We start from the raw sequence: 19248 nt of genomic DNA on the forward strand, positions 1-19248 counted from the left end.
TCTTATTGTACCGCTTAAAAGTCAAAAAGTCAAATATTATTTTCGTTTTTTTGACTTTTTTTGATTTTATTCTTCCAGGGCCAGGCAGGACCATTCCGGATGGCGGGCCATTTCCCGGAAAAAGGCCTTGCCGGCTTCTTCCGTTTTATTCCCCCGCTTTTCTGTCCGGATCCCTTCCTGGCCGCAAAGAGCCGCCAGGGCCAGGATCAGGCTCCGTTCCCGGCTGCTTTCCGCTCCTTCCGCCAGGGCACCGGTCCGGGCATAGCTGCGGCAGGTCTTCCACCACTGTTCCTTATAGGCCTGCCCCCGCTTCACCAGACGCTTTTCGCCCAGGCTCCGCTCCAGGGCAAGCAGGCCTGCCAGATTTTCCATCTGTTCCTTCTGTTCCCAGGGATCCGGGTTCCCGGCGTCTTCCAGCAGCTGCCAGTCCTGCTGCCAGCGGTTCCAGCGCTTCTGGAGGAACGTTTCCAGGGTGGAGTTCTCCCCATCTTTCCGGGCCAGGGAAACCAGGTACAGCAGCTGCCACAGAGCCCCTGCCGCATCCCGGCCGCACCAGGACGCCCATTCCTGGGCCGCCGCCACCCACCGGTCTTCCAGCCATTGCCAGGCCGGTTCCAGGGACAGCAACTCTTCCGGAAAGGGTTTTCCCTTCTGCCGGTCAGACACCGCCAGATAGTCCACCGGTTCCAGCACCTGGAGCAGCCCGTCCAGCAGATCCCGTCCTTTTTTCCAGGAGGTTTGGGACAGGAATCCCTCCCCCAGATTCCACAGCCCGGCGCACTGCTGGAGCAGCTCCAGGAAAGGCCGGTCCTGGAATTCCCGGTCAGCGTCCGGCACCAACAGATCCAGACCCTGGCTGAGGGTCTGCCGGACCAGAGCCTGCCACACCTCCGATGGTTCCGTTTCCCGGTTCCATTCCGGCCCTTTGGCCGCTTTGGACGGAGTGCCCTTCCAGCCCAGCAGATCCAGTCCCCGTTTGAACTTGCTCCGTTCTTCCGGCCACAGGGGGATTTCCCGGGCCAGAACTGCCGTAAACCGCAGCAGGTCCCGTTCCTGGCCCCGTTTGATTTCCAGTTCCAGTTCCTCAATGGGTTCCGTTTTGTCCCCAGCGGTAAGGGTTCCCTGGTCCAGGGCCGCTTCCACCACCGTCACCGCCGACAGCTGGAGGAGCGCCGTCTTCCGGGTGAATTCCACCGTGCACAAAGGCAGCAGCTCATCCTCCTGGAGCAGGGTCTGGAGTTTCTGGTCCAGCTGGGGAGCAAAGCCCTGGATCACCGGTTCCGGTTTTTCCAGGGGCACCGTGTACTCCTCCCGGCTGGAGAAGCCGTTCACCGTCTTGCCCTGGCTTTTCACCGTGGCTTCAAAGGCCTTGCCGTTAGTCCGGCGGATACGGTACGCCATGCCGGTCCGGGTCAGTTTCCCATCCCGGGTATCCCTGTACTGATTCCACAGATCCAGAGTATGGCGACTGCCGGGAATGATCTTTTCCTTCACCAGTGCCAGCTGGAAGAATTTCCGCCGGCCCGCCTTGGTGGAAAGCAGTTTGATTTCCTTTTCCTGTCCTTGTGCCATATGGTTTCACGCTCCCTGCCTGATCTTGTTCTATCATTCTATTGTAACACAGCTTCCGTGGGCTGAGGATGGTCCAGTTGGTTATGGAGAACATCCGCTTGGCAAAAATACTTATTTTATTGACATTTTATATATTAAAAGTTATTATTAAAGAAACTTCTATTTTAACAATTCTTTTCCATGATATACAGGCAAGGAGGACGTGTCATGCTGAGTCCAAAGGAACTGTCAGAAATCCTGAAAGCCAAAGGGATGAAGATCACCCCCCAGCGTTTGGAAGTGTATCGGGCCTTCACCGGACCGGAGGAACACCCCACCGCCACGGAAATCTACGAAAAAGTGCGGCTGCAGATGCCCACCCTGAGTTTTGCCACCATCTACCAGTCCCTGGGCTTTTTCTGCCGGCTGCACCTGCTCCAGACCATCGATGTGGGAGACGGAGTCATGCGGTATGATGTGGAACCCCGGCCCCATCCCCATTTCCGCTGCGAACAGTGCGGCAAGGTGTTCAACCTGGATTTCACCTACCACAAACACCTGGACCAGGATGTGGCCAAGAAGACCGGTTTCACCATCCGCTGCCACCAGACGTATTTTCTGGGGACCTGCAGGGAGTGCCAGAAGTAGGAGGTTGTTGCACCAGGCGCAGCAGCCCCGTCAATTGTCAATGGCCGAAGGAAAGGACCCGTCCAGAAACAGGCGGGTCCTTTTTGAATGGAAGAAATGCGTTCCGCATCTGGCATCTCGCTGGCGGGCCGCCCGGCGTGCGGCCCCTACGGCATCGCAATGGGTCATTGGATTTTCATCGTCCGTGCTCTGCGCTCGCACTTTTCACTTCCCTTACAGCACAAACGCCACAAGGAAGTTGTAGGCCCCGGCTGCCAGGACACTGACGGGAACCGCCCGGAGCAGCAGCTTGTTGAACAGAGTGGTCCGGTCTTCTTCTTTCGGGGTGGACCCCAGGATCAGGGAGCCGCCGGAAGAGAACGGGCTGATGGCACTGGATTGTGCGCCCAGCACCGTGCAGGCGAACAGTGCCCCGGCAGAAAGCCCTGTACTTTCCGCCAGCCCCGGAATCAGCGGGAATAACGCAGGAGCCACTACACCGGTGGTGGAACTGAAGAAGCTCATGATGGCCGCAATGATGGAGAACGCCAGGGGAATCAGCGGCGTGGGCACATTGGCCCCCACCCAGGCGCTGAGCATCTTGATGGTCCCGGCTTTCACCGCCACCGCAATCAGCATCCCGGCCCCGGCAATCATGATGATGGTGTTCCAGGGAATCTTGGCAATGGCTTCCTTCTGAGGCGCCAGTTTCATCAGCAGGGCGATCACCGCAAAGATAATGGCCACCAGCCCCACGTCCACTTTACCCGCCATATAGGCAACGGCCGGGTTTCCGGGCACCAGGATCTTCAGCAGCGGGAAGATCAGCACTACCACCATCATCACCAGCATCAGAGTCAGGGTCTGGCTCTGGACCTTCGTAAAGGGTTCCGGTTTCTTGAAGGTGACCCCCTGGCCGATGTTCCGGTTGGCCTTGATGCCGTACCGGAACACCGTGATCAACACCAGGGAAAACACCAGGGACAGCAGGAAGATTTCCATTTCCATGGCAAAGGAATCCATGGGGGCCTTCAGTTTCAGGGCTTCATAAGCCGTATCCGACAGTCCCCGGAAAATCACCCCCAGGTTGGAAGTGGGGAAGTTACCCCCGCACAGGGCCCCGCAATTGATGGCCACGGCCCCGGTGAGTTTGTCCATTTTGGATTCATCGCAGATCAGCAGGGTAATGGGCGCCAGGAACGCCAGCACCGTAAAATAGGTGGCCCCCATCACCGACAGCACCACGGCCACACCGAACAGGGCATAGGGCAGCATGCCCGGAAATTTCCGGCAGGCGTACAGCAGAGAACCGGACATTTTTTCCAGGGTCCCGTTAATGGCCGCCACATTGTAGAACAGGGACACCGACAGAATCACGAACATGGTGCTGATGGGCCAGAAGCCGATCACTGCCTTGGGCTTCAGCCCCATGACCAGACACCCGATCAGATACGCAAAGACGATACAGAACAGCCCGGTATTCAGACTGGTTTTGTATCCCAGATAGATGGCTATGGCAATGGCCAGAATAATCGCCGCACTCAACATGATGATTCTCCCCCTTTGTAATCAGTCCTTGGCTGCTCCCACCGGTTCATCCTGGATGCCCAGCAGCCGATAAGGAATGGTCTTGGTCATGTAGTACACCTGTTCTTCCGGGATCCCATATTCCACCAGGTAATGCATGTATTCATAGATTTCCGTTTCCCAGTCCGGATTTTCCGTCTGTCCCCCGTCCGTATCCACCATCACATGCCGGTACCCCACGGCCTGGATCAGTTCCGCATTTTCCCGGAGATTCATGTGATATTTTTTCCCTTTCCCCATGTTCTGGGCATAGCACCGTTCCAGGATCACATCATAATCCTTCACCAACCGGATCTGGTCTTCCAGCGTGTACCCGCAGACCCACCATTCCGGATGGGTGATGACAATTTTTTCCACCCCGGCCTTCCGGGCCGCTTCCACCACCACAAAGGCCTCTTCCGGGGACACATGGGCTGTGGCCAGCACGGCGTCGTGGTCTTTGATCAGCCCGAACACCGTTTCCAGTTCCGGGATCACCTTCCCGTCCCGGACCAGCTGGATTCCTTCATCAGGATTTTTCCCCATTTTTTCCAGGTGCCGGCGGGCGGACTGGGTGGGCAGCCAGATGACCTTGGCTCCCAGCTTCAGGCCTTTTTCCACCGCTTCCGGATTCACCCCGCCGATGACCTTATTCATGACCACACCACCGTACATGGTGAAGTTGGTCTTATCCCCATAAACCTTTTTCACATAGGCATTGGCGATATTCGCCCGGTTCACCGTAAAGCCCAGGTGGGATTTGATCACAAGGGCCCGGGCCCCTACCCGGACCGCCGCATCCGCCAGTTCCAGATCGTTGTAGGCCCGCAGCCGCAGATCCGGATTGGTGTGTACATGCATATCGCAAATGCCTTTCAGTGAAACTCTGCTCATGATGCTCCCCCTTGTTATGAAAGTATTCAGAATAAATTTGCTTTTAGTGTAACGCGGGATCAGTCATTGCAGAAGCCGATAAAATGCGATATATTGTATCGGTAAAACCGATGGCAAAGGAGAAAAATCATGGATCTACGGGAACTTCATTATTTACTGGCCCTGGCGGAAGAAAAAAGCATTTCAAGGGCGGCGGAGCGGTTGTTCATGGCCCAGTCCAGCCTGTCCCAGTTTCTCAGCAGCACGGAAGCCCACCTGGGATACCGGCTGTTCATCCGCACCTCCAGCGGCATCCGGCCCACAGAACCGGGGAAACGGATGATCCGGTTCGCCCAGGACACCCTGTCCGAATTCCACCGGGCCAAAGATGAGATCCAGGACATCGGCAACCTGAAGGGAGGCCATGTGATCCTGGGAATCAGTTCCTTCCGGGGCTCCTTCCTGCTGCCCCCGGTACTCCAGGTGTTCCAGAAAAAATACCCTGGAATCCGGGTGCAGATCGTGGAAGAGAATTCCCTGGCCCTGGAACAGCTGCTGCTCACCGGAAAAATCGACCTGGCCCTGCTGGTCATGCCGGAAAAACGCAGCCGCATCCAGGCCCGGTTCCTGATGAATGATGAAATCTGCCTGATCACCAGCCCCAATCATCCTGTGATGGAGTGCGTCCATCAGGGACAGGCCGGGCTGCATCCCTCCCAGCTGTCCCAGTACATCAACATCCAGGATGCAGCCTGCTACGAATTCCTGCTCAGCGGCTACGACACCATCCTGGGCCGGGAAGCCAGAAGGATCTTCCTGCGCCACGGCATGAATCCCACCTATTACAACGAAAACCTGACCGCCCTGTTCGCCGCCTCCCTGGGGGCCAGCGGCCTGGGGCTGGCCTTTACCTACGCCAGCAGCCGCCAGTACTTCCACCGGGCCCAGCTGCTGAGCCTGGGCAAAGACGGCACCTCCATCGCCCTGGGCACGGCCATGGCACCGGGACGGTACCATTCCAAAGCCACCCAGGCCCTGGACCAGGTGATTTTTGAGGTATTGGGGAAATGAAAAAGGGGCGGCCGTAGGGGTTTGCCTCCGGCGAACCCCTACGGCGTTGGTGTTGGAGGAACGGGCATTTGGCGGGCCGCCCGGCGTGCGGCCCCTACGGCATCGCAATGGGTCATTGGATTTTCATCGTCCGTGCTCTTCACTCATTCAAACAATTCTGTGCTATAATCATTTGAAACACCTTTTTTTATAAATGCCCGTCCTTTGGACGGATCATAGACAGAAGGAGGCTTTTCATGGATTTTCGGGAATTCCAGTATGTGGTCACCATTGCGGACTGCTGCAGCATCACCGATGCGGCCAAACAACTCTATATTTCTCAGCCTTCCCTGAGCTATGCCCTGGCAAAAATTGAAAAGGAAATCGGCCTGAAGCTGTTCGACCGTTCCAAACAGCCCCTGGTCCTTACTGACGCCGGCCAGTACTATGTCTCTGTAGCCCGGCAGTTTTTGCGGGACAAAAGCAACTTCCAGAATCATCTGGCCGACCTGAAGAACGGCGCCAACGGATCCATCAGCCTGGGGATCCCTGCGGAGCGTTCCGGCTATATGCTCCCTCCCGTACTGCCCCAGTTCCGCCGGAAATTCCCTGGTTCTTCCTTCTACATCCAGGAAGCCAGCACCACCGAACTGTTCAGCCTGCTGCGGAACAACAAAGTGTCCTTCATTGTGGTTCCTTGCAACGAAGAAGATCTTCCGGCCCACCTGAAAGCGGAATTCATTTATCCGGAAGACTTGATCCTGGTGGCCGGAAAAGATGCCCTTTCTCCCGACATGTTCCTGAATCAGGAACAGCGCATTGTGGATCTGAAAAAATTCGCGGACATGCCTTTCATCCGGATCAAAAAAGCCCATTCCGTCCACGCCAAAGTCAACCGGCTGTTCCAGAAAGCCAACATCACCCCCAACATCCTCCTGGAGGAGGAAAGCAGCATTTCCGCCGCCCAGCTGGCAGCCGGCGGTCTGGGATTCACCATCGTCCCCGGCCGGGCCCGGGCCATCCTGGGGAAAGACTGGCAGGACTATTGCTACCGGTGCACCCCCCAGCCCATCCATTGGGAAGTCAACGCCATTTACAAAGAAAACACCTATCTGAACAAAGCGGAACGGTATCTCATCGAACTGCTGAAAGAGCATTTTGGAAACCATCAAAAAAAAGACTGACTGGATCCACACAGTCAGTCCTTTTTGTTCCCTGTTGTTTCTTTTATGCTTCCCGCTGCAGGGTATCCAGCAGATAATCCGTGAATTCTTCTGCGGTTGCCCCGTCCTTGTCCGTGGTAATCACCACTTTCCGTTCCGTCCGGGTGCAGATGTCCAGGGCCTTCACCAGCTGTTCCTTCTTTTCCGGATAGCCGATATGGCTGATCATTTCTCCCATGGCCCGGATCAGGCTGCAGGGATCCGCGTACTGGGCCCGGTTGTGCTGGACCAGGAAGTTCCCCACCCCGTGAATGGCTTCGAACAGGGCGTATTGGTCCCCGATATTGGAGGAGCTGGCGGTCCCCAGGCCCCCCTGGTATTCCGCCGCCACATCGGTGACAATATCCCCGTACAGGTTGGGCAGCAGGAACACCTGCATCCCTTTGGTGAATTCCTGGTCCGTGATCTTGGCAGCCATGGAATCCACCAGTTCTTCCCGGACGGTGATTCCGGGATATTCCTTTTCCAGGGCATGGGCCGTCTTCAGGAAGTTCCCGTCCACCAGTTTCACGATGTTGGCCTTGGTGACCACCGTCACGTTGGTCTTCCCGTTGTTTTTGGCGAATTCAAAGGCGGCCCGACAGATCCGTTCCGCTCCGGGACGGGTCAGCACCTTGAAGTCCACCGCCAGGTCATCATCCACCTGGATTCCCTTGTTGCCCCAGATGTATTCCCCTTCGATATTTTCCCGGAAGAAGGTCCAGTCGATGCCCTTTTCCGGAATCCGCACCGGCCGCACCGCCGCATACAGCTGGAGGGCCCGACGCAACAGGCTGTTGGCGCTGACCATATTGGGCCAGGGATCCCCGGCCCGGGGCGTCACAAAGGGCCCCTTCACCAGCACGTCACAGGCTTTGCAGGCTTCCAGCACTTCCGCCGGCAGACTTTCATTCTTCTGGACCCGTTCCTCGATGGTCATGCCGGGGATGGTCCGGAATTCCACCTTGCCGGAGGCCATTTCGTCCTTCAACAGATATTTGGCCACCCGCAGGGCCTGTTCCATGATGCAGGGCCCGATGCCGTCCCCGGGAAGGATTCCCACGGTGATGTGATCCAGCTTCTTGAAATCCTTCCGGCCGGGAGCCTGTTTGATGGCCTCGATCCGTTTGAAATCCTCCCGGATCAGCCGGCCAAACTGTTCCATGGCGTTCCGGATGCTCTGTTCCTGACGGTCTTTTTCTTCCATATGCTGCACCTTCTCCTTTTTTCCAATACCATTTTCTGGGGGGTCATTTTCTTACCCCCGATTCTATCCGATGATTCAGGCAATTTCCAATACTTCTGCTCCCATAGGAATCATTTGATTCTTTCTATGCTGTGCGTCCATCCATAGAACAGAGCCAATCCTTTAAAAGATGATCTTGTAGAAGCCCAGGCCGGCCAGCAGGGTCAGCACCACCAGGATGCCCAGAGCCCAGACGGTCAGTTCCATGAACAGCTTCATTTCTTCCCCTTTTTTGTCCGTCCCTTCGGTTTCATCGGCCATCAGGGTGGCCATGATCAGCCCGCCGGTTGTGGATATGGGGCTGATGCCGGTGATGGTCCCGCCGATGACCACCATGGACCCCAGTTCAACCGGGTTCACACCCACGGATTGTCCCAGGGAAGCCACGGTGGGAAGCAGCGTGGGGAACACCACGCCCAGGCCGGAGGAGAACAGGCTCATGACCCCTGCCGTGCAGGCCATGACCGCCGGAGCGGTATAACTGTTCATGAAGGTGGACAGGGCCGCCGTCAGCAGCTTGATGCCCCCGGTCTTGATCACCAGATTCATGAGGGTACTGACGCCGGACACCATGAGCAGCACACCCCAGGGGATGGCCTTCAGGCTGTCCTTTTCCGAGGCTGCATGGCACATGAGCAGTATGGCGCTGACGGAGAAGCTGGTGAGCCCCACATTCTGTTTGAACGCAATGACCAGCACAGCCATGACCAGGAGTCCCAGCAGGGACAGCAGCTGCTGCCCGGTGAATCCGGACAGTTTCTCTTCCGTCCCCTTTTCCGGCATCTGGATCCGGTAGCCCTTGTAGTAGACAAAAGCTGCCAGGGCGATGAGGATGCCGCTGATCATCTGGGCCGTATAGATGGACCGTACCGCAGCCACCGCATCCAGCCCGCTCTGCCGCAGCAGATCATAGGATAGCAGTCCTTCCGGGGTAATGGGACTCATGCGCCCTCCGAAACAGCCGCTGCACCCGATGATGGCCAGCATCAGAGGGTTGTAGCCCCGGGCCCTGGCCAAAGGGATGGCAATGGCCGGCATGATGGCCAGCAAGGGAATGGACCCCGGCCCGATTCCGGTAAGCAGGGCTCCCATGAGGAAGACCGCGATGGGAATCAGGTATTTGTTGCTACCGGCCAGGCTCACGATTTTCCGGGCCAGCAGTTCGATGGTACCATTCTTGTTCAGGATGCTGAACAACAGGGTGACGCCCATCAGGTTGATGAACAGGTTGGGCTTGAAGCCCTTCAGGATTTCCGCCGTGGGAATGCCGGCCACCTTGCCCAGCACAAAGGCAAAGAGCAGGCAGACCAGGCCCACATTGGTCTTGCGGAAAAAGCCGATGGCGATGGCCACCGCCAGCAGCAGCAGAGAAATGATACCCAGCTCCATAATCCTTCCTCCTTACCGAAATACCACAGTGCAGGGGCTTTCCGTCTTCACGGTCTTCCCGGTGAAGTGGAGCTGCCCGTTTTTGCCTTCCGGCGCAAAGAACTGCAGGGTGTCACTGTCCATATTGGCCACCAGCAGCTGTCCTTCCGGCGTCAGGGTCATGAACCGGGGTGTGTACCCTTCACAATTCGTCCACTGGGGATTCCCCAGCAGCCCCGTCTTCGGGTCGATGGTGTAGCTGACCACCGTTTCCTGGCCCCGGAAGGTCCCGGCATACCCTTCCCCTTCCGGCGGGATGCCCTCTTTGATCCGGTTGGACACATAGACCTGTTTCCCGTCCCGGCTCAGGACGATGGCACTGGCCATATTGGGTCCCACATACGTATCCTGCAGGGTGGGGACCACCTGTCTGGCAGTCAGCTGTCCTTTCTGATCGTCGAAATCGAACACCCGCAGTGTGCTAGCTTTTTCGTTCACCAGATACACGTGCCGATTATCCTTGCTGAACACCAGGTGGCGGGGTTCGTCGTATTTCCGGGCCTCCGCATAGGACGTGCGGGTCAGTTTGCCCGTGTTTTCGTCCAGGGCCAATACCCATACCCGATCATAGCCGCTGCCCCTTGCCTGGGTGGGGACCAACAGCCATTTGCCCGTCCGGTCCAGCACGCAGGCATGGGCGTGGGAGATGCCGCCGGCCTTGGGGCCTTCGAAATGCTCCACGCTGACCGCTTCGCCCAGGCTCCCGTCGGCCCGGATGGGCAGGCTGGCCACCGCTCCGCCCTGAAGACTGGCCACCAGCAGGAATTGATTGTTAGGGGTCACCACGCCATACACCGGGTTCTTCCCCTGGCTGTCCACCGTATCCAGGAATTCCAGGTCCCCATCTTCTTTGATGCGGAAGGCACTGACTTCATGGGCATCCCCATGGACGGTATAAAGATATTTTTTTGTCTGGTCCAGTACCAGCCAGGCCGGGTTGTCCAGAGTCTTCGTGATGCCTTCCAGCTTCCAGTTACCTTTCTCGTCGATGGTGTAGCGGGAAATGCCCTTCCCGTGGGCATAGCGCTTCGCCGTGGTCCGGCAGCCTACATATGCAGTAGTCATTTTCTTCGTTCCTTTCTCGATTTTCTGATTCGCCATCCCTACGCCCGTCCCTGCCATGCACAGCAGCATGGTGGACAGGACCAGGCGGAGCCAGCTGCTTTTTTTCATTTTTTATTCTCCTCTGCCAGTTTGGCCTTGTAGAACCGCAGCTTGCCGCCAGCCAGCAGGATTTCCACTTCCTGGTCCGTCAGTTCCAGTTTCACTGTGAACCGGTTCCCTTTGCTCAGGTTCTGGATTTCAATGGTTTTGTTCTTCATCTGGTCCCGCAGGTTGTCGATATGGAAAGTATCATCCAGGTCGATGCCATCGTAGGCCGCCTTGTCCACGAACACGGCCGGGATCACCCCGTGGTTGATCAGGTTTCCCTTATGGATGCGGGCGAAACTCTTGGCAATGACCATCTTCACGCCCAGGTACATGGGCGTGATGGCCGCATGTTCCCGGCTGGATCCCTGGCCGTAGTTCTCGCCGCCTACGATGAAGCTCTTGCCGTCCTTCTGGGCCCGTTTGGCAAAGTCCGGGTCATACCGGCAGAAGGCGTACTGGGCCATGGCCGGCATATTGCTCCGCATGGAGGAGAACTGGGCGCTGGCCGGGGTAATGTCGTCGGTGGATACGTTGTCCCGGGCCTTCAGGCTGACCTTGGCTTCCAGGGTTTCTTCCGGCGGATCGGCTACCGGCAGGGGTTTGATGTTGGGGCCCCGGACGATGGAAATGTCCCGGCCGTCTTCCGGCGGCAGCAGGAACAGGTTGTCGTTGATGGGATAGGTTTCCGGTTCCTTCACTGTACCCAGCACGCTTACATCGTCCATCACTTCCTGGGGCAGGGCCAGCCGCCCCTTGATGGCCGTGGCCGCCGCCACTTCCGGGCTCACCAGATACAGACTGGCATCCGCCGTGGAGCTGCGTCCCTTGAAATTCCGGTTGGACGTCCGCACCGAAATGCCCTTGCTGGAAGGAGCGATGCCGATGCCGCAGCAGGGGCCGCAGGCGAATTCCGTGATCCGGGCACCAGAATCCACCAGATCGGCAATGACCCCGTCCTGGAGCAGCCGCAGATAGATCTGCCGGGAGCTGATGCCCAGCACCAGACTCACATCCGGATTGATTTTATGCTCCTTCAGCACCAGGGCCACTTTTTTGAAATCACTGTAGGACCCATTGGTGCAGCTGCCGATGAACACCTGCTGGACCGGGATTTTGGGCACATCGGCCACTTTCATCACGTTGTCCGGCATATGGGGGCAGGCCACCAGGGGTTCCAGGGCATCCAGATCCAACTGGATTTCTTCGTCGTATCCGCATCCTGCATTCGGCAGCCATTCCGTATAATCCTGTTCCCTGCCCTGGGCCTTCAGGAAAGCCCGGACCTGTCCATCTGCCGGGAATACGGAGGTGGTGGCGCCCATTTCCGCGCCCATATTGGCAATGGTCAGCCGTTCGGGAATGGACAGGGTTTCCACACCTTCTCCCACATATTCATAGACCTTGCCCACGCCGCCTTTCACCGTGGTCCGGCGGAGCATTTCCAGGATGATATCCTTGGCGGCGGTTCCCGGCCGGAGCCGGCCCTTCAGGTTCACCTTCACCACCTTGGGCATTTTCATCACATAAGGGAATCCGGCCAGGGCCACGGCGATATCCATGCCCCCTACCCCGATGGCCAGCATCCCCAGGGCTCCGCAGCTGGGCGTATGGCTGTCGCCTCCCAGGAGAAGAGTTCCCGGCTTCCCGAACCGGCTGCACTGGAGAGCATGGCAGATGCCGTTCCCGGCTTTGGACAGCACCAGCCCGTATTTCTGGGCGATGGACTGGAGATAGATATGGTCATCCGGTGTCTTGTTGTCGATCTGGAGCAGGTTGTGATCGATATAGCTGACGGACAGTTTGGTCCGCACCCGGTCCAGGTCCAGGGCTTCAAAAGCCAGATAGGCCATGACCGCATTGATGTCGTGAGTCAGGGTCTGATCCACCGTCACTTTGATTTCCTGGCCCGGCACCAGTTCCGCCGGTTCTGCCAGATGGGCCGCAAACAGTTTCTGCGTCAGATTCATTGCCATGGAAAGCACACTCCTTTGATTCCGTCTGTAAATTTTCATAGTTTCAGTAATATTTCATATTATTCTCACTTTTTCCTTGTCTATACTGTATCATGTACGCTTCCTTTTGTATAATATTAGATTATGATATACTTATAATATCAAGTTATAAGGAGTGGATGCCTATGGATTCCCGCGACCTGGAATATGTAATGGCCATTGCCCGGACCGGCAGCTTTTCCCAAGGGGCCCAGATGCTGTTCATCAGCCAGCCGGCCCTGAGCCAGTACATCCGGAGGCTGGAAAAAAATCTGGGGGTGACCCTGTTCTACCGCAACCGGAACAAGGTGGAACTCTCCCCGGCCGGCGCCTACTACGTAAAAAAAGGACAGGCCATCCTCCGACAGATGCAGGACCTGGAACAGACCATGCGCCATTGGCAGCAGGAAGAACAGCGGCAGCTGAGCATCGGAGTTTCCCAGTTCTACGGCAAATGGTTCCTGACCCCCTACCTCCAGAACATCCAGAAAAGCCTTCCCCAGTACCAGGTCCGCATCGTGGACGGGGAATCCCGGCATCTGGAGCTCCTGATGATCCAGCGGAAGCTGGACTTTGCCATCTATCCGGCGCCGGTGGTCCATCAGGAAATCCACTTCCTGCCCCTGGGAGAAGAAGAGATCCTTTTTGCCTTCAGTGAAGAGAATCCGGAGGCCATGGCCCTGCTGGCCCAAGCGGACAAGGACGGGTTCCTGGATCTCCGGTATTACCGGCATTTTCCCTTCGTCCTGCCCAAGGAAGGACTGAAAATGCACAAGGCGGCCCTGAACATCTGCCGTCATCTGGGCTTCCAGCCCCAGTCCGTCTATTCTTCCGAGAATCTGGATACGGTCTATTCCCTGGTGAACCACAACTACGGGGTGGGATTCCTGCCCGATGTGATTGCCCGGAATTACAATCCCCGGACCAATCATGTGCGCTTTTTCCATTTCAAAAGCCGCAGCAATCACCGGACCATCGGCCTGGCCTTCCGGGAGGATTCTCCGCTCCGGGCCCTGGCTCCCAAACTGGTCCGGGCCATTAAAAAAGGGACTGCGGTCTGAGCCACAGTCCCTTTTGTCTTTATTTTGCTTTTTTCATCCGGTTGTAATTGATCAGGCAGCCGGCCTTGATGATGGCCCGTTCCTCTTCCGTCAGCGGTTTGCTGTACAGGGTCAGGGGCACGGTGCCGCTTTCCTTCACCACATAAGCCGGAATGGTTTCCAGATCCCCGTCCAGGACCTTCCGGATTTCCGGCACGTAGATCCAGTCCCCCACTTCGAAGTCCGTGGGTTCTCCCTTCAGGTGGAAGGGCAGCATCCCCCAGTTGATCACATTGCTCCGGTACCGTTTGGTGGCGTAATCCTGGGTGATGTTGGCCAGGCCTCCGATCACCCGCTGGCAGCTGGCGGCCTGTTCCCGGGCAGATCCGTCACCGGGTTTGTTGGCATACACCATGGACCCGATTTCCGTATTGGCCAGGGTGGCACTGCCCGGCAGTCCCTGTACCCGTGCCAGCACCTTGTCCACTTCCGACAGGTCTTTTCCGGCTTCCCGGGCCAGTTCCAGTTCTTTGACGGCCTTGGTCCGTCCCACGTATTCCGGATCCCGGCGACTCAGGGTGAATTCCGCCAGCCCCATGGGGTTGGACCGGTAGGAAGAAGTTTCCCCGGAAGGGATCAGTTCATCGGTGGTGGTCACCGGGTCCAGGATCTTGGAGCACACCTTCAGCAGGATATTGTCCCCCAGAGCCGGCATTTCCGGCCAGTCCTTGATATTGGGTCCGTAGAACAGCTCCTTTTCCGGTTCCGGATTCCCGAAGCCGTTATACACCCGGGCCTTGTAGGCGCTGTCATCGAAATGGTAGGCCGGCACGTTCCCGAACGCATCAGCGAATTCTTCTGCGGAAGTCAGCCGGCCATTGTTGGCGGCAGTGGCGGCGATGCTCCGGGCATCCATGAGGGCCACGGCAGCCATCTGGCCCTGGCCCGGTTTGGACCCTTCCCGGTTGGGGAAGTTCCGGGTGGTGTGGCGGATGGACAGACCATCGTTGTTGGGGGTATCCCCCGCCCCGAAGCAGGGTCCGCAGAAGGCAGTCTTCACAACGGCCCCGGCAGCCATCAGATCGGTGAGCATGCCCTTTTTGGCCAGATCCATGTACACCGGCATGGAGGAGGGGTATACGTTCAGGGTGAATTCCCCGCTGCCGATGGCTCTGCCCCGGAGCAGGTTGGCGGCTTCCACCACGTTCACATAGTTGCCCCCGGCACAGCCGCCGATGACACCTTGCTGGACCTGGAGTTTCCCGTCATGGATCTTGTCCGTCAGGCTGTAGGCAGCACGGCCCTGGGCCACTTCCGCCGCTTTTTTTTCCGTTTCCCGGAGGATGTCCCCCAGATTGGCGTTCAGTTCGTCGATTTCATAGGCATTGGAGGGATGGAAGGGCAGGGCGATCATAGGTTTCACCGTGGACAGATCCACCTGGACGCAGCCGTCATAATAGGCCACTTCCGCCGGATCCAGCTTTTTGTAGTCCCCCTCCCGGTGGTGTTCCTTCAGGAAGGCCCGGGTATCCTCATCAGTCCGCCAGATGGAGGACAGGCAGGTGGTTTCCGTGGTCATCACGTCCACCGCATTCCGGTAGTCGGTGGTCATGGAGGAGACTCCGGGGCCCACGAATTCCATCACCTTGTTCTTCACATAGCCGTTTTTGTACACTGCCCGGCAGATGGCCAGGGCAATGTCGTGGGGTCCCACCCAGGGTTTGGGGCTGCCGGTAAGGTATACGGCCACCACACCGGGATAGGGGTTGTCCCAGGTATCCTTCAGGATCTGCTTGTCCAGTTCGCCGCCCCCTTCGCCTACGGCCATGGTCCCCAGAGCCCCGTACCGGGTGTGGGAGTCGGACCCCAGGATCATCTTCCCGCAGCCGGCGTGCATTTCCCGCATATACTGGTGGATGACGGCCATATGGGGCGGTACGAAGATGCCTCCGTATTTCTGGGCGGCGCTGAGGCCAAACATGTGGTCATCCTCGTTGATGGTCCCCCCTACGGCGCACAGGGAGTTGTGGCAGCAGGTGAGGATGTAGGGCATGGGGAAATTTTCCATGCCGGACGCTTTGGCGGTCTGGATGATCCCCACGTAGGTGATGTCATGGCTGGTCAGGGCATCGAAGCGGATTTTCAGACTGTCCATGTCCCCGTTCTGGTTGTGGGCTTTCAGGATGCCATAGGCAATGGTGCCCTTTTGGGCTTCTTCCTTTTGGATTTTCCGGCCCAGGGTTGCTTCTGCCCGGGACAGTTCTTCTTCCGGGATGATTTCGTTGCCATGGACCAGGTAGGCCCCGTTCTTGAACAGATTGATCATAATGAATTTTCTCCTTTTCTCTGCAGCTTATTTTCTGATGTAAATGGTGCCGTCCATAATCCGGCGGGCCGTCCGCTGGACAGCCACCCCTTTTACATCCAGGTTCCCTTCTTCCCGGACTTCCAGATCAGGATAGACGGTCATCACTCCGCTTGGGTGCCCCAGCCGGATGGCCTGCCGGCCTTCAGTCTGTCTGCCCAATGTCTTTTCGATGATGGACCCCTGTACGAAAGCCGCCACGGCAATGGAACTGGCAGCAGTCAGGGGGCAGGCTTTGTGGCACTTGAACACCGAGATGACCCGGGCGCACAGATCCATCTGGCCGGCATCCACCTGGTTCCCGGCAATATCCGTATAGGAAACCGGTGCCGTGAAGAAGCCCACTTTGGGCACCGCCGGGGAATGGGCTGTGGCATCTTCCAGATCCCTGGCAAAGCCCATTTTCACAGCAGCCGCTCCCCGGATTTTTTCCAGCAGAGCCGATACTTCTTTGTCCGCATCCACCTGTGCCGGCAGTTCCGTACCCTGGAGGCCCACATCTTCCGCCCGGACCAGGACCAGGGGATTGGATACATCCAGGATGGTGGCTTCGATTTTCCGTCCGTCGATTTCCAGCACATCCAGTGCTTTGCCCGTGGGCAGCAGTTTCCCCGTCTTGGCTCCTGCCGGATCCAGGAAATTCACCTTCAGTTCCGCAGCGGTTCCATCGATACCGGCAATATGGCAATCCCCCTCCTGAGCAAAAGTGTGGGTCCGGGGATCAATGGGGACGGTCACATTGATATATTTATCCGTATTCTTGTTGAGCATCCGGACGGTGGTCACCGGTTCCACAATGGGGACCATGCCCTCTTCCACCGCATAGGCCGGCACCGCAGCGGTCATATTGCCGCAGTTGCTTTTGTAATCCACCTGTTTCTTTCCTACAATGACCTGGCCCACCAGGTATTCGATGTCCACATTGGGCAGGGCGCTCTTCCAGATAATGACGATTTTGTTGTTGGACGATACCGTCCCGCCCATCCCGTCCATCTGCTTGGGATCCGGATTCCCCATGACCTGGAGAAAAATCTCATCCCATTCCTTGGAATCTTCCGGCAGATCTTCCCGATGGAACAGGCAGCCCTTGCTGGTCCCACCCCGCATATATACCACAGGAAACTTTCTCATCGTATAAAACCTCTCTTTCTGATTACAGGAACTGGAAAATAAAACTGCCCACCAGGAGGACAATGGCCCCGCCGATCCGGGAGGAAATCTGAGCGTAACTCATCAGGTCCATCCGTCTGCAGGCACCCAGCACGGCCATATCTCCTGCACCGCCCATGTTGGCCATGCACAGTCCGGCTGTAATGGCGCTTTCAATGGGATAGAAGCCCACCAGCGAACCAAAAGCTGCGGAACCGATGACACAGCCCAGGACAATCAGCAGCACCATAATGAAATTGGCAACGCTCAGCACACCCATCATCTTGTTGAAATCGATCAGGGTGACACCGCATCCGGCCATCATGGCCCAGACCAGCCGGCTGGCGCAGAACTGCTGTACCCGGTGGCAGGCTTCCTTCGTTCGTTCCGGGATCAGGTCCAGCACATTGGCCAGGGTGGCAAATATGATCATGTAGGCAAAATTGGGAATGGCCACTCCAAAGACCGTGGGCAGGACTTTTTTCGCCACCAGCTGGGCCAATACGAAGACTGGATTTCAGCAGGACCTTTCTTTCGATTCCCAACAGGCTTCCCACCACCTGGGCACAGATGAATACGTTCAAAAAATTGTAGGTATTCATCCATCCCTTGGAAACAGTCAGGATGTTTTTGGGCATCAGATTGTTGTATACCAGAATCCCGCAGCCCAGGAACGCCAGCACGGCTCCGCCTCCGCAGTACTTGTTCCAAACAGGAAGCCGTTCTCCCACTTCACCGAAGATGGCACCCAGGATGAACATGACAGCGATGCCTCCAATGAACTGATTGGGAATGATGTTCAGGCAGGCAGAAATCAGAACGATTACAGAGAAAAACGTGAAAATCCGCCAGTCCATACCATAAAGCTTAAACGTGGTTTCTTTCATGACCTTATGCCTCCTGTCCGGAATTGGAAAAGCCAAAAAGTTTTGCCGGATTTTCCACCAACGTTTTATAAACCGTTTCTTCATCCTCTGCCATATCGAACAGAGCATCCAGCAACGCACTGTCATCGGGGCAGGGTTTCCGTTTGCTGTACCGGTTGGGATGGGGCCAGTCCGTTCCCCACAGCAACCGGTTGGGATTGGCCTTGACGTATTCCCGGCCTATGGCCAGGGTGTCTCCATAAGTTTCCTCCCCACTGTCAAAATACCAGCCGGAAAGTTTGACCCAGGCCCTTCCCTGATCCAGCCAGTCACAGATCATCCGGAATGCGGGATGACTGGTCCCTGTCCCTGCAGGCAGGTGTCCCCGATGGTCAAGGACCAGCTGTACAGGCAGATTCTCGAAAAATGTCCGTTTCTCCACCAGAAGATCCGGATCCATCCACAGACAGACACACCAGCCATATTCCGCAACCCGTTCCACCAGTCTGCGGATTTCTTCCCAATCGCCTTTATATCCGCAGTTCATGTTGAACCGGATGCCCCGTGCGCCTTTCCGGTGAAGGGCCGCCAGCTGGGAATCCATCACCTGGTTGTCCAATACCACAATGGCCCGGGTATTTTCCACACCCAGTCTCTGGACCGCATCCATGGTGCACCGGTTGTCCAGGCCATAAGCAGAAGGCTGCACCACCACACTTCGGGCAATGCCCAGTTTATCCTTCAGCAGACGGTAGCATTCCACGTCAGCCGGAGGTTGGTTTCTCACATCCCCCGGTACATAAGGGAACCGGACGGGATCATAGATGTGATGATGGCAGTCACAAGCTCCCAGCGGGATACGATTTCGGGGAAAAGTCTTCCCTCCGCAGTAAGGCACCTGCTCTCTCCGTTTTTCCATTTTTCCTCCCTCATTTCTTTCCGTTCAAAATCTTCCTTCTGTCAGGTATTACATTAAATGATTTTTCAAACAGTTTCCAATACTATTCCTCCCATAGGAGTTATATGATATTTTTTATGATTCATGGCAAGTTATATGTTTACTGTATGATTTTCCGGAGAACCAGCGGGCTCATCGTTGGTCGTCCATCCTTCATCGTTTTGGATGCCAAATGCCAGGCATT

Annotated in this window: 15 protein-coding genes and 1 pseudogene; 4 read left to right on the forward strand and 12 right to left on the reverse strand. The window is 56.9% G+C overall.

Going from position 1 to position 19248, the window contains the following annotated elements; all coding sequences use genetic code 11:
* Positions 1 to 66: 66 nt before the first annotated feature.
* Complete coding sequence (locus tag ACFER_RS10905) at positions 67 to 1572, reverse strand: CYTH domain-containing protein (RefSeq protein WP_012939293.1); 1506 nt, start codon at positions 1570 to 1572, stop codon at positions 67 to 69.
* 207 nt (positions 1573 to 1779) lie between these two features.
* Between ACFER_RS10905 and ACFER_RS10050 the strand changes: the two genes are divergently transcribed.
* Positions 1780 to 2199 (forward strand): Fur family transcriptional regulator, encoded by a 420-nt coding sequence (locus ACFER_RS10050; RefSeq protein WP_012939294.1) that lies wholly within the window; start codon positions 1780 to 1782, stop codon positions 2197 to 2199.
* 213 nt (positions 2200 to 2412) lie between these two features.
* Here the strand turns inward: ACFER_RS10050 and ACFER_RS10055 are convergent, their stop codons facing one another.
* Together ACFER_RS10055 and ACFER_RS10060 are read right to left on the reverse strand one after the other, a co-directional pair.
* A complete protein-coding gene (locus ACFER_RS10055) occupies positions 2413 to 3726 on the reverse strand; it encodes an SLC13 family permease (protein ID WP_012939295.1) in 1314 nt (437 codons plus the stop codon).
* Between the two features lie 21 nt (positions 3727 to 3747).
* On the reverse strand, positions 3748 to 4638 hold the full coding sequence (locus tag ACFER_RS10060; RefSeq protein ID WP_012939296.1) for a DUF6282 family protein: 891 nt from the start codon (positions 4636 to 4638) through the stop codon (positions 3748 to 3750).
* Between the two features lie 129 nt (positions 4639 to 4767).
* Between ACFER_RS10060 and ACFER_RS10065 the strand changes: the two genes are divergently transcribed.
* A complete protein-coding gene (locus ACFER_RS10065; protein ID WP_012939297.1) occupies positions 4768 to 5688 on the forward strand; it encodes a LysR family transcriptional regulator in 921 nt (306 codons plus the stop codon).
* A gap of 236 nt (positions 5689 to 5924) precedes the next feature.
* Entirely contained in the window at positions 5925 to 6851 is a 927-nt protein-coding gene (locus ACFER_RS10070) for a LysR family transcriptional regulator (RefSeq protein WP_012939298.1), read from the forward strand.
* Between the two features lie 43 nt (positions 6852 to 6894).
* On the opposite strand, the gene ACFER_RS10075 is transcribed toward ACFER_RS10070, so the two are convergent.
* The 4 genes from ACFER_RS10075 to ACFER_RS10090 form a co-directional block, all read right to left on the reverse strand.
* On the reverse strand, positions 6895 to 8076 hold the full coding sequence (locus tag ACFER_RS10075; RefSeq protein ID WP_012939299.1) for an isocitrate/isopropylmalate family dehydrogenase: 1182 nt from the start codon (positions 8074 to 8076) through the stop codon (positions 6895 to 6897).
* Positions 8077 to 8238: 162 nt separating this feature from the next.
* Complete coding sequence (locus ACFER_RS10080; protein ID WP_012939300.1) at positions 8239 to 9504, reverse strand: SLC13 family permease; 1266 nt, start codon at positions 9502 to 9504, stop codon at positions 8239 to 8241.
* Between the two features lie 12 nt (positions 9505 to 9516).
* The gene (locus ACFER_RS10085) at positions 9517 to 10716 is read right to left on the reverse strand and encodes a lactonase family protein (protein ID WP_012939301.1); all 1200 of its coding nucleotides are present in this window, start codon (positions 10714 to 10716) and stop codon (positions 9517 to 9519) included.
* On the reverse strand, positions 10713 to 12668 hold the full coding sequence (locus tag ACFER_RS10090) for an aconitate hydratase (protein ID WP_012939302.1): 1956 nt from the start codon (positions 12666 to 12668) through the stop codon (positions 10713 to 10715). Before ACFER_RS10090 ends, ACFER_RS10085 begins: the two co-directional genes overlap by 4 nt.
* A 164-nt stretch (positions 12669 to 12832) precedes the next feature.
* On the opposite strand from ACFER_RS10090, the gene ACFER_RS10095 reads away from it, so the two are divergent.
* Positions 12833 to 13747, forward strand: a complete 915-nt coding sequence (locus tag ACFER_RS10095; RefSeq protein ID WP_012939303.1) for a LysR family transcriptional regulator — start codon at positions 12833 to 12835, stop codon at positions 13745 to 13747.
* 19 nt (positions 13748 to 13766) lie between these two features.
* Here ACFER_RS10095 and ACFER_RS10100 read toward each other — a convergent pair whose 3' ends face one another.
* The 5 genes and pseudogenes from ACFER_RS10100 to ACFER_RS10115 all read right to left on the reverse strand — a co-directional run bounded on the left by ACFER_RS10100 (position 13767) and on the right by ACFER_RS10115 (position 19025).
* Positions 13767 to 16052 carry a hydratase gene (locus ACFER_RS10100; RefSeq protein WP_012939304.1) on the reverse strand — a complete coding sequence of 762 codons (2286 nt, stop codon included), beginning with the start codon at positions 16050 to 16052 and terminating at the stop codon, positions 13767 to 13769.
* A gap of 27 nt (positions 16053 to 16079) precedes the next feature.
* Complete coding sequence (locus tag ACFER_RS10105; protein ID WP_012939305.1) at positions 16080 to 17222, reverse strand: 2-methylaconitate cis-trans isomerase PrpF family protein; 1143 nt, start codon at positions 17220 to 17222, stop codon at positions 16080 to 16082.
* Positions 17223 to 17244: 22 nt separating this feature from the next.
* The gene (locus ACFER_RS11690; RefSeq protein ID WP_222831709.1) at positions 17245 to 17730 is read right to left on the reverse strand and encodes a 2-hydroxycarboxylate transporter family protein; all 486 of its coding nucleotides are present in this window, start codon (positions 17728 to 17730) and stop codon (positions 17245 to 17247) included.
* Between the two features lie 70 nt (positions 17731 to 17800).
* Positions 17801 to 18235, reverse strand: a pseudogene (locus tag ACFER_RS12025) (2-hydroxycarboxylate transporter family protein); the annotation flags it as partial.
* On the reverse strand, positions 18132 to 19025 hold the full coding sequence (locus tag ACFER_RS10115) for an amidohydrolase family protein (RefSeq protein WP_012939306.1): 894 nt from the start codon (positions 19023 to 19025) through the stop codon (positions 18132 to 18134). The gene ACFER_RS10115 and the pseudogene ACFER_RS12025, both read right to left, overlap by 104 nt.
* Between the last annotated feature and the right edge of the window lie 223 nt (positions 19026 to 19248).

It is taken from the genome of Acidaminococcus fermentans DSM 20731 (assembly GCF_000025305.1).
Lineage (GTDB): Bacteria > Bacillota > Negativicutes > Acidaminococcales > Acidaminococcaceae > Acidaminococcus > Acidaminococcus fermentans.

Bases quoted from the DNA above. Each gene is read 5' to 3' on its own strand.
- ACFER_RS10100 (WP_012939304.1), bottom strand. From the start codon at position 16,052: ATGATCAATCTGTTCAAGAACGGGGCCTACCTGGTCCATGGCAACGAA.
- ACFER_RS10080 (WP_012939300.1), bottom strand. From the start codon at position 9,504: ATGGAGCTGGGTATCATTTCTCTGCTGCTGCTGGCGGTGGCCATCGCC.
- ACFER_RS10115 (WP_012939306.1), bottom strand. From the start codon at position 19,025: ATGGAAAAACGGAGAGAGCAGGTGCCTTACTGCGGAGGGAAGACTTTT.
- ACFER_RS10075 (WP_012939299.1), bottom strand. From the start codon at position 8,076: ATGGAAGAAAAAGACCGTCAGGAACAGAGCATCCGGAACGCCATGGAA.
- ACFER_RS10060 (WP_012939296.1), bottom strand. From the start codon at position 4,638: ATGAGCAGAGTTTCACTGAAAGGCATTTGCGATATGCATGTACACACC.
- ACFER_RS10050 (WP_012939294.1), top strand. From the start codon at position 1,780: ATGCTGAGTCCAAAGGAACTGTCAGAAATCCTGAAAGCCAAAGGGATG.
- ACFER_RS10065 (WP_012939297.1), top strand. From the start codon at position 4,768: ATGGATCTACGGGAACTTCATTATTTACTGGCCCTGGCGGAAGAAAAA.
- ACFER_RS10085 (WP_012939301.1), bottom strand. From the start codon at position 10,716: ATGAAAAAAAGCAGCTGGCTCCGCCTGGTCCTGTCCACCATGCTGCTG.
- ACFER_RS10090 (WP_012939302.1), bottom strand. From the start codon at position 12,668: ATGGCAATGAATCTGACGCAGAAACTGTTTGCGGCCCATCTGGCAGAA.
- ACFER_RS10905 (WP_012939293.1), bottom strand. From the start codon at position 1,572: ATGGCACAAGGACAGGAAAAGGAAATCAAACTGCTTTCCACCAAGGCG.
- ACFER_RS10105 (WP_012939305.1), bottom strand. From the start codon at position 17,222: ATGAGAAAGTTTCCTGTGGTATATATGCGGGGTGGGACCAGCAAGGGC.
- ACFER_RS10070 (WP_012939298.1), top strand. From the start codon at position 5,925: ATGGATTTTCGGGAATTCCAGTATGTGGTCACCATTGCGGACTGCTGC.
- ACFER_RS10055 (WP_012939295.1), bottom strand. From the start codon at position 3,726: ATGTTGAGTGCGGCGATTATTCTGGCCATTGCCATAGCCATCTATCTG.
- ACFER_RS10095 (WP_012939303.1), top strand. From the start codon at position 12,833: ATGGATTCCCGCGACCTGGAATATGTAATGGCCATTGCCCGGACCGGC.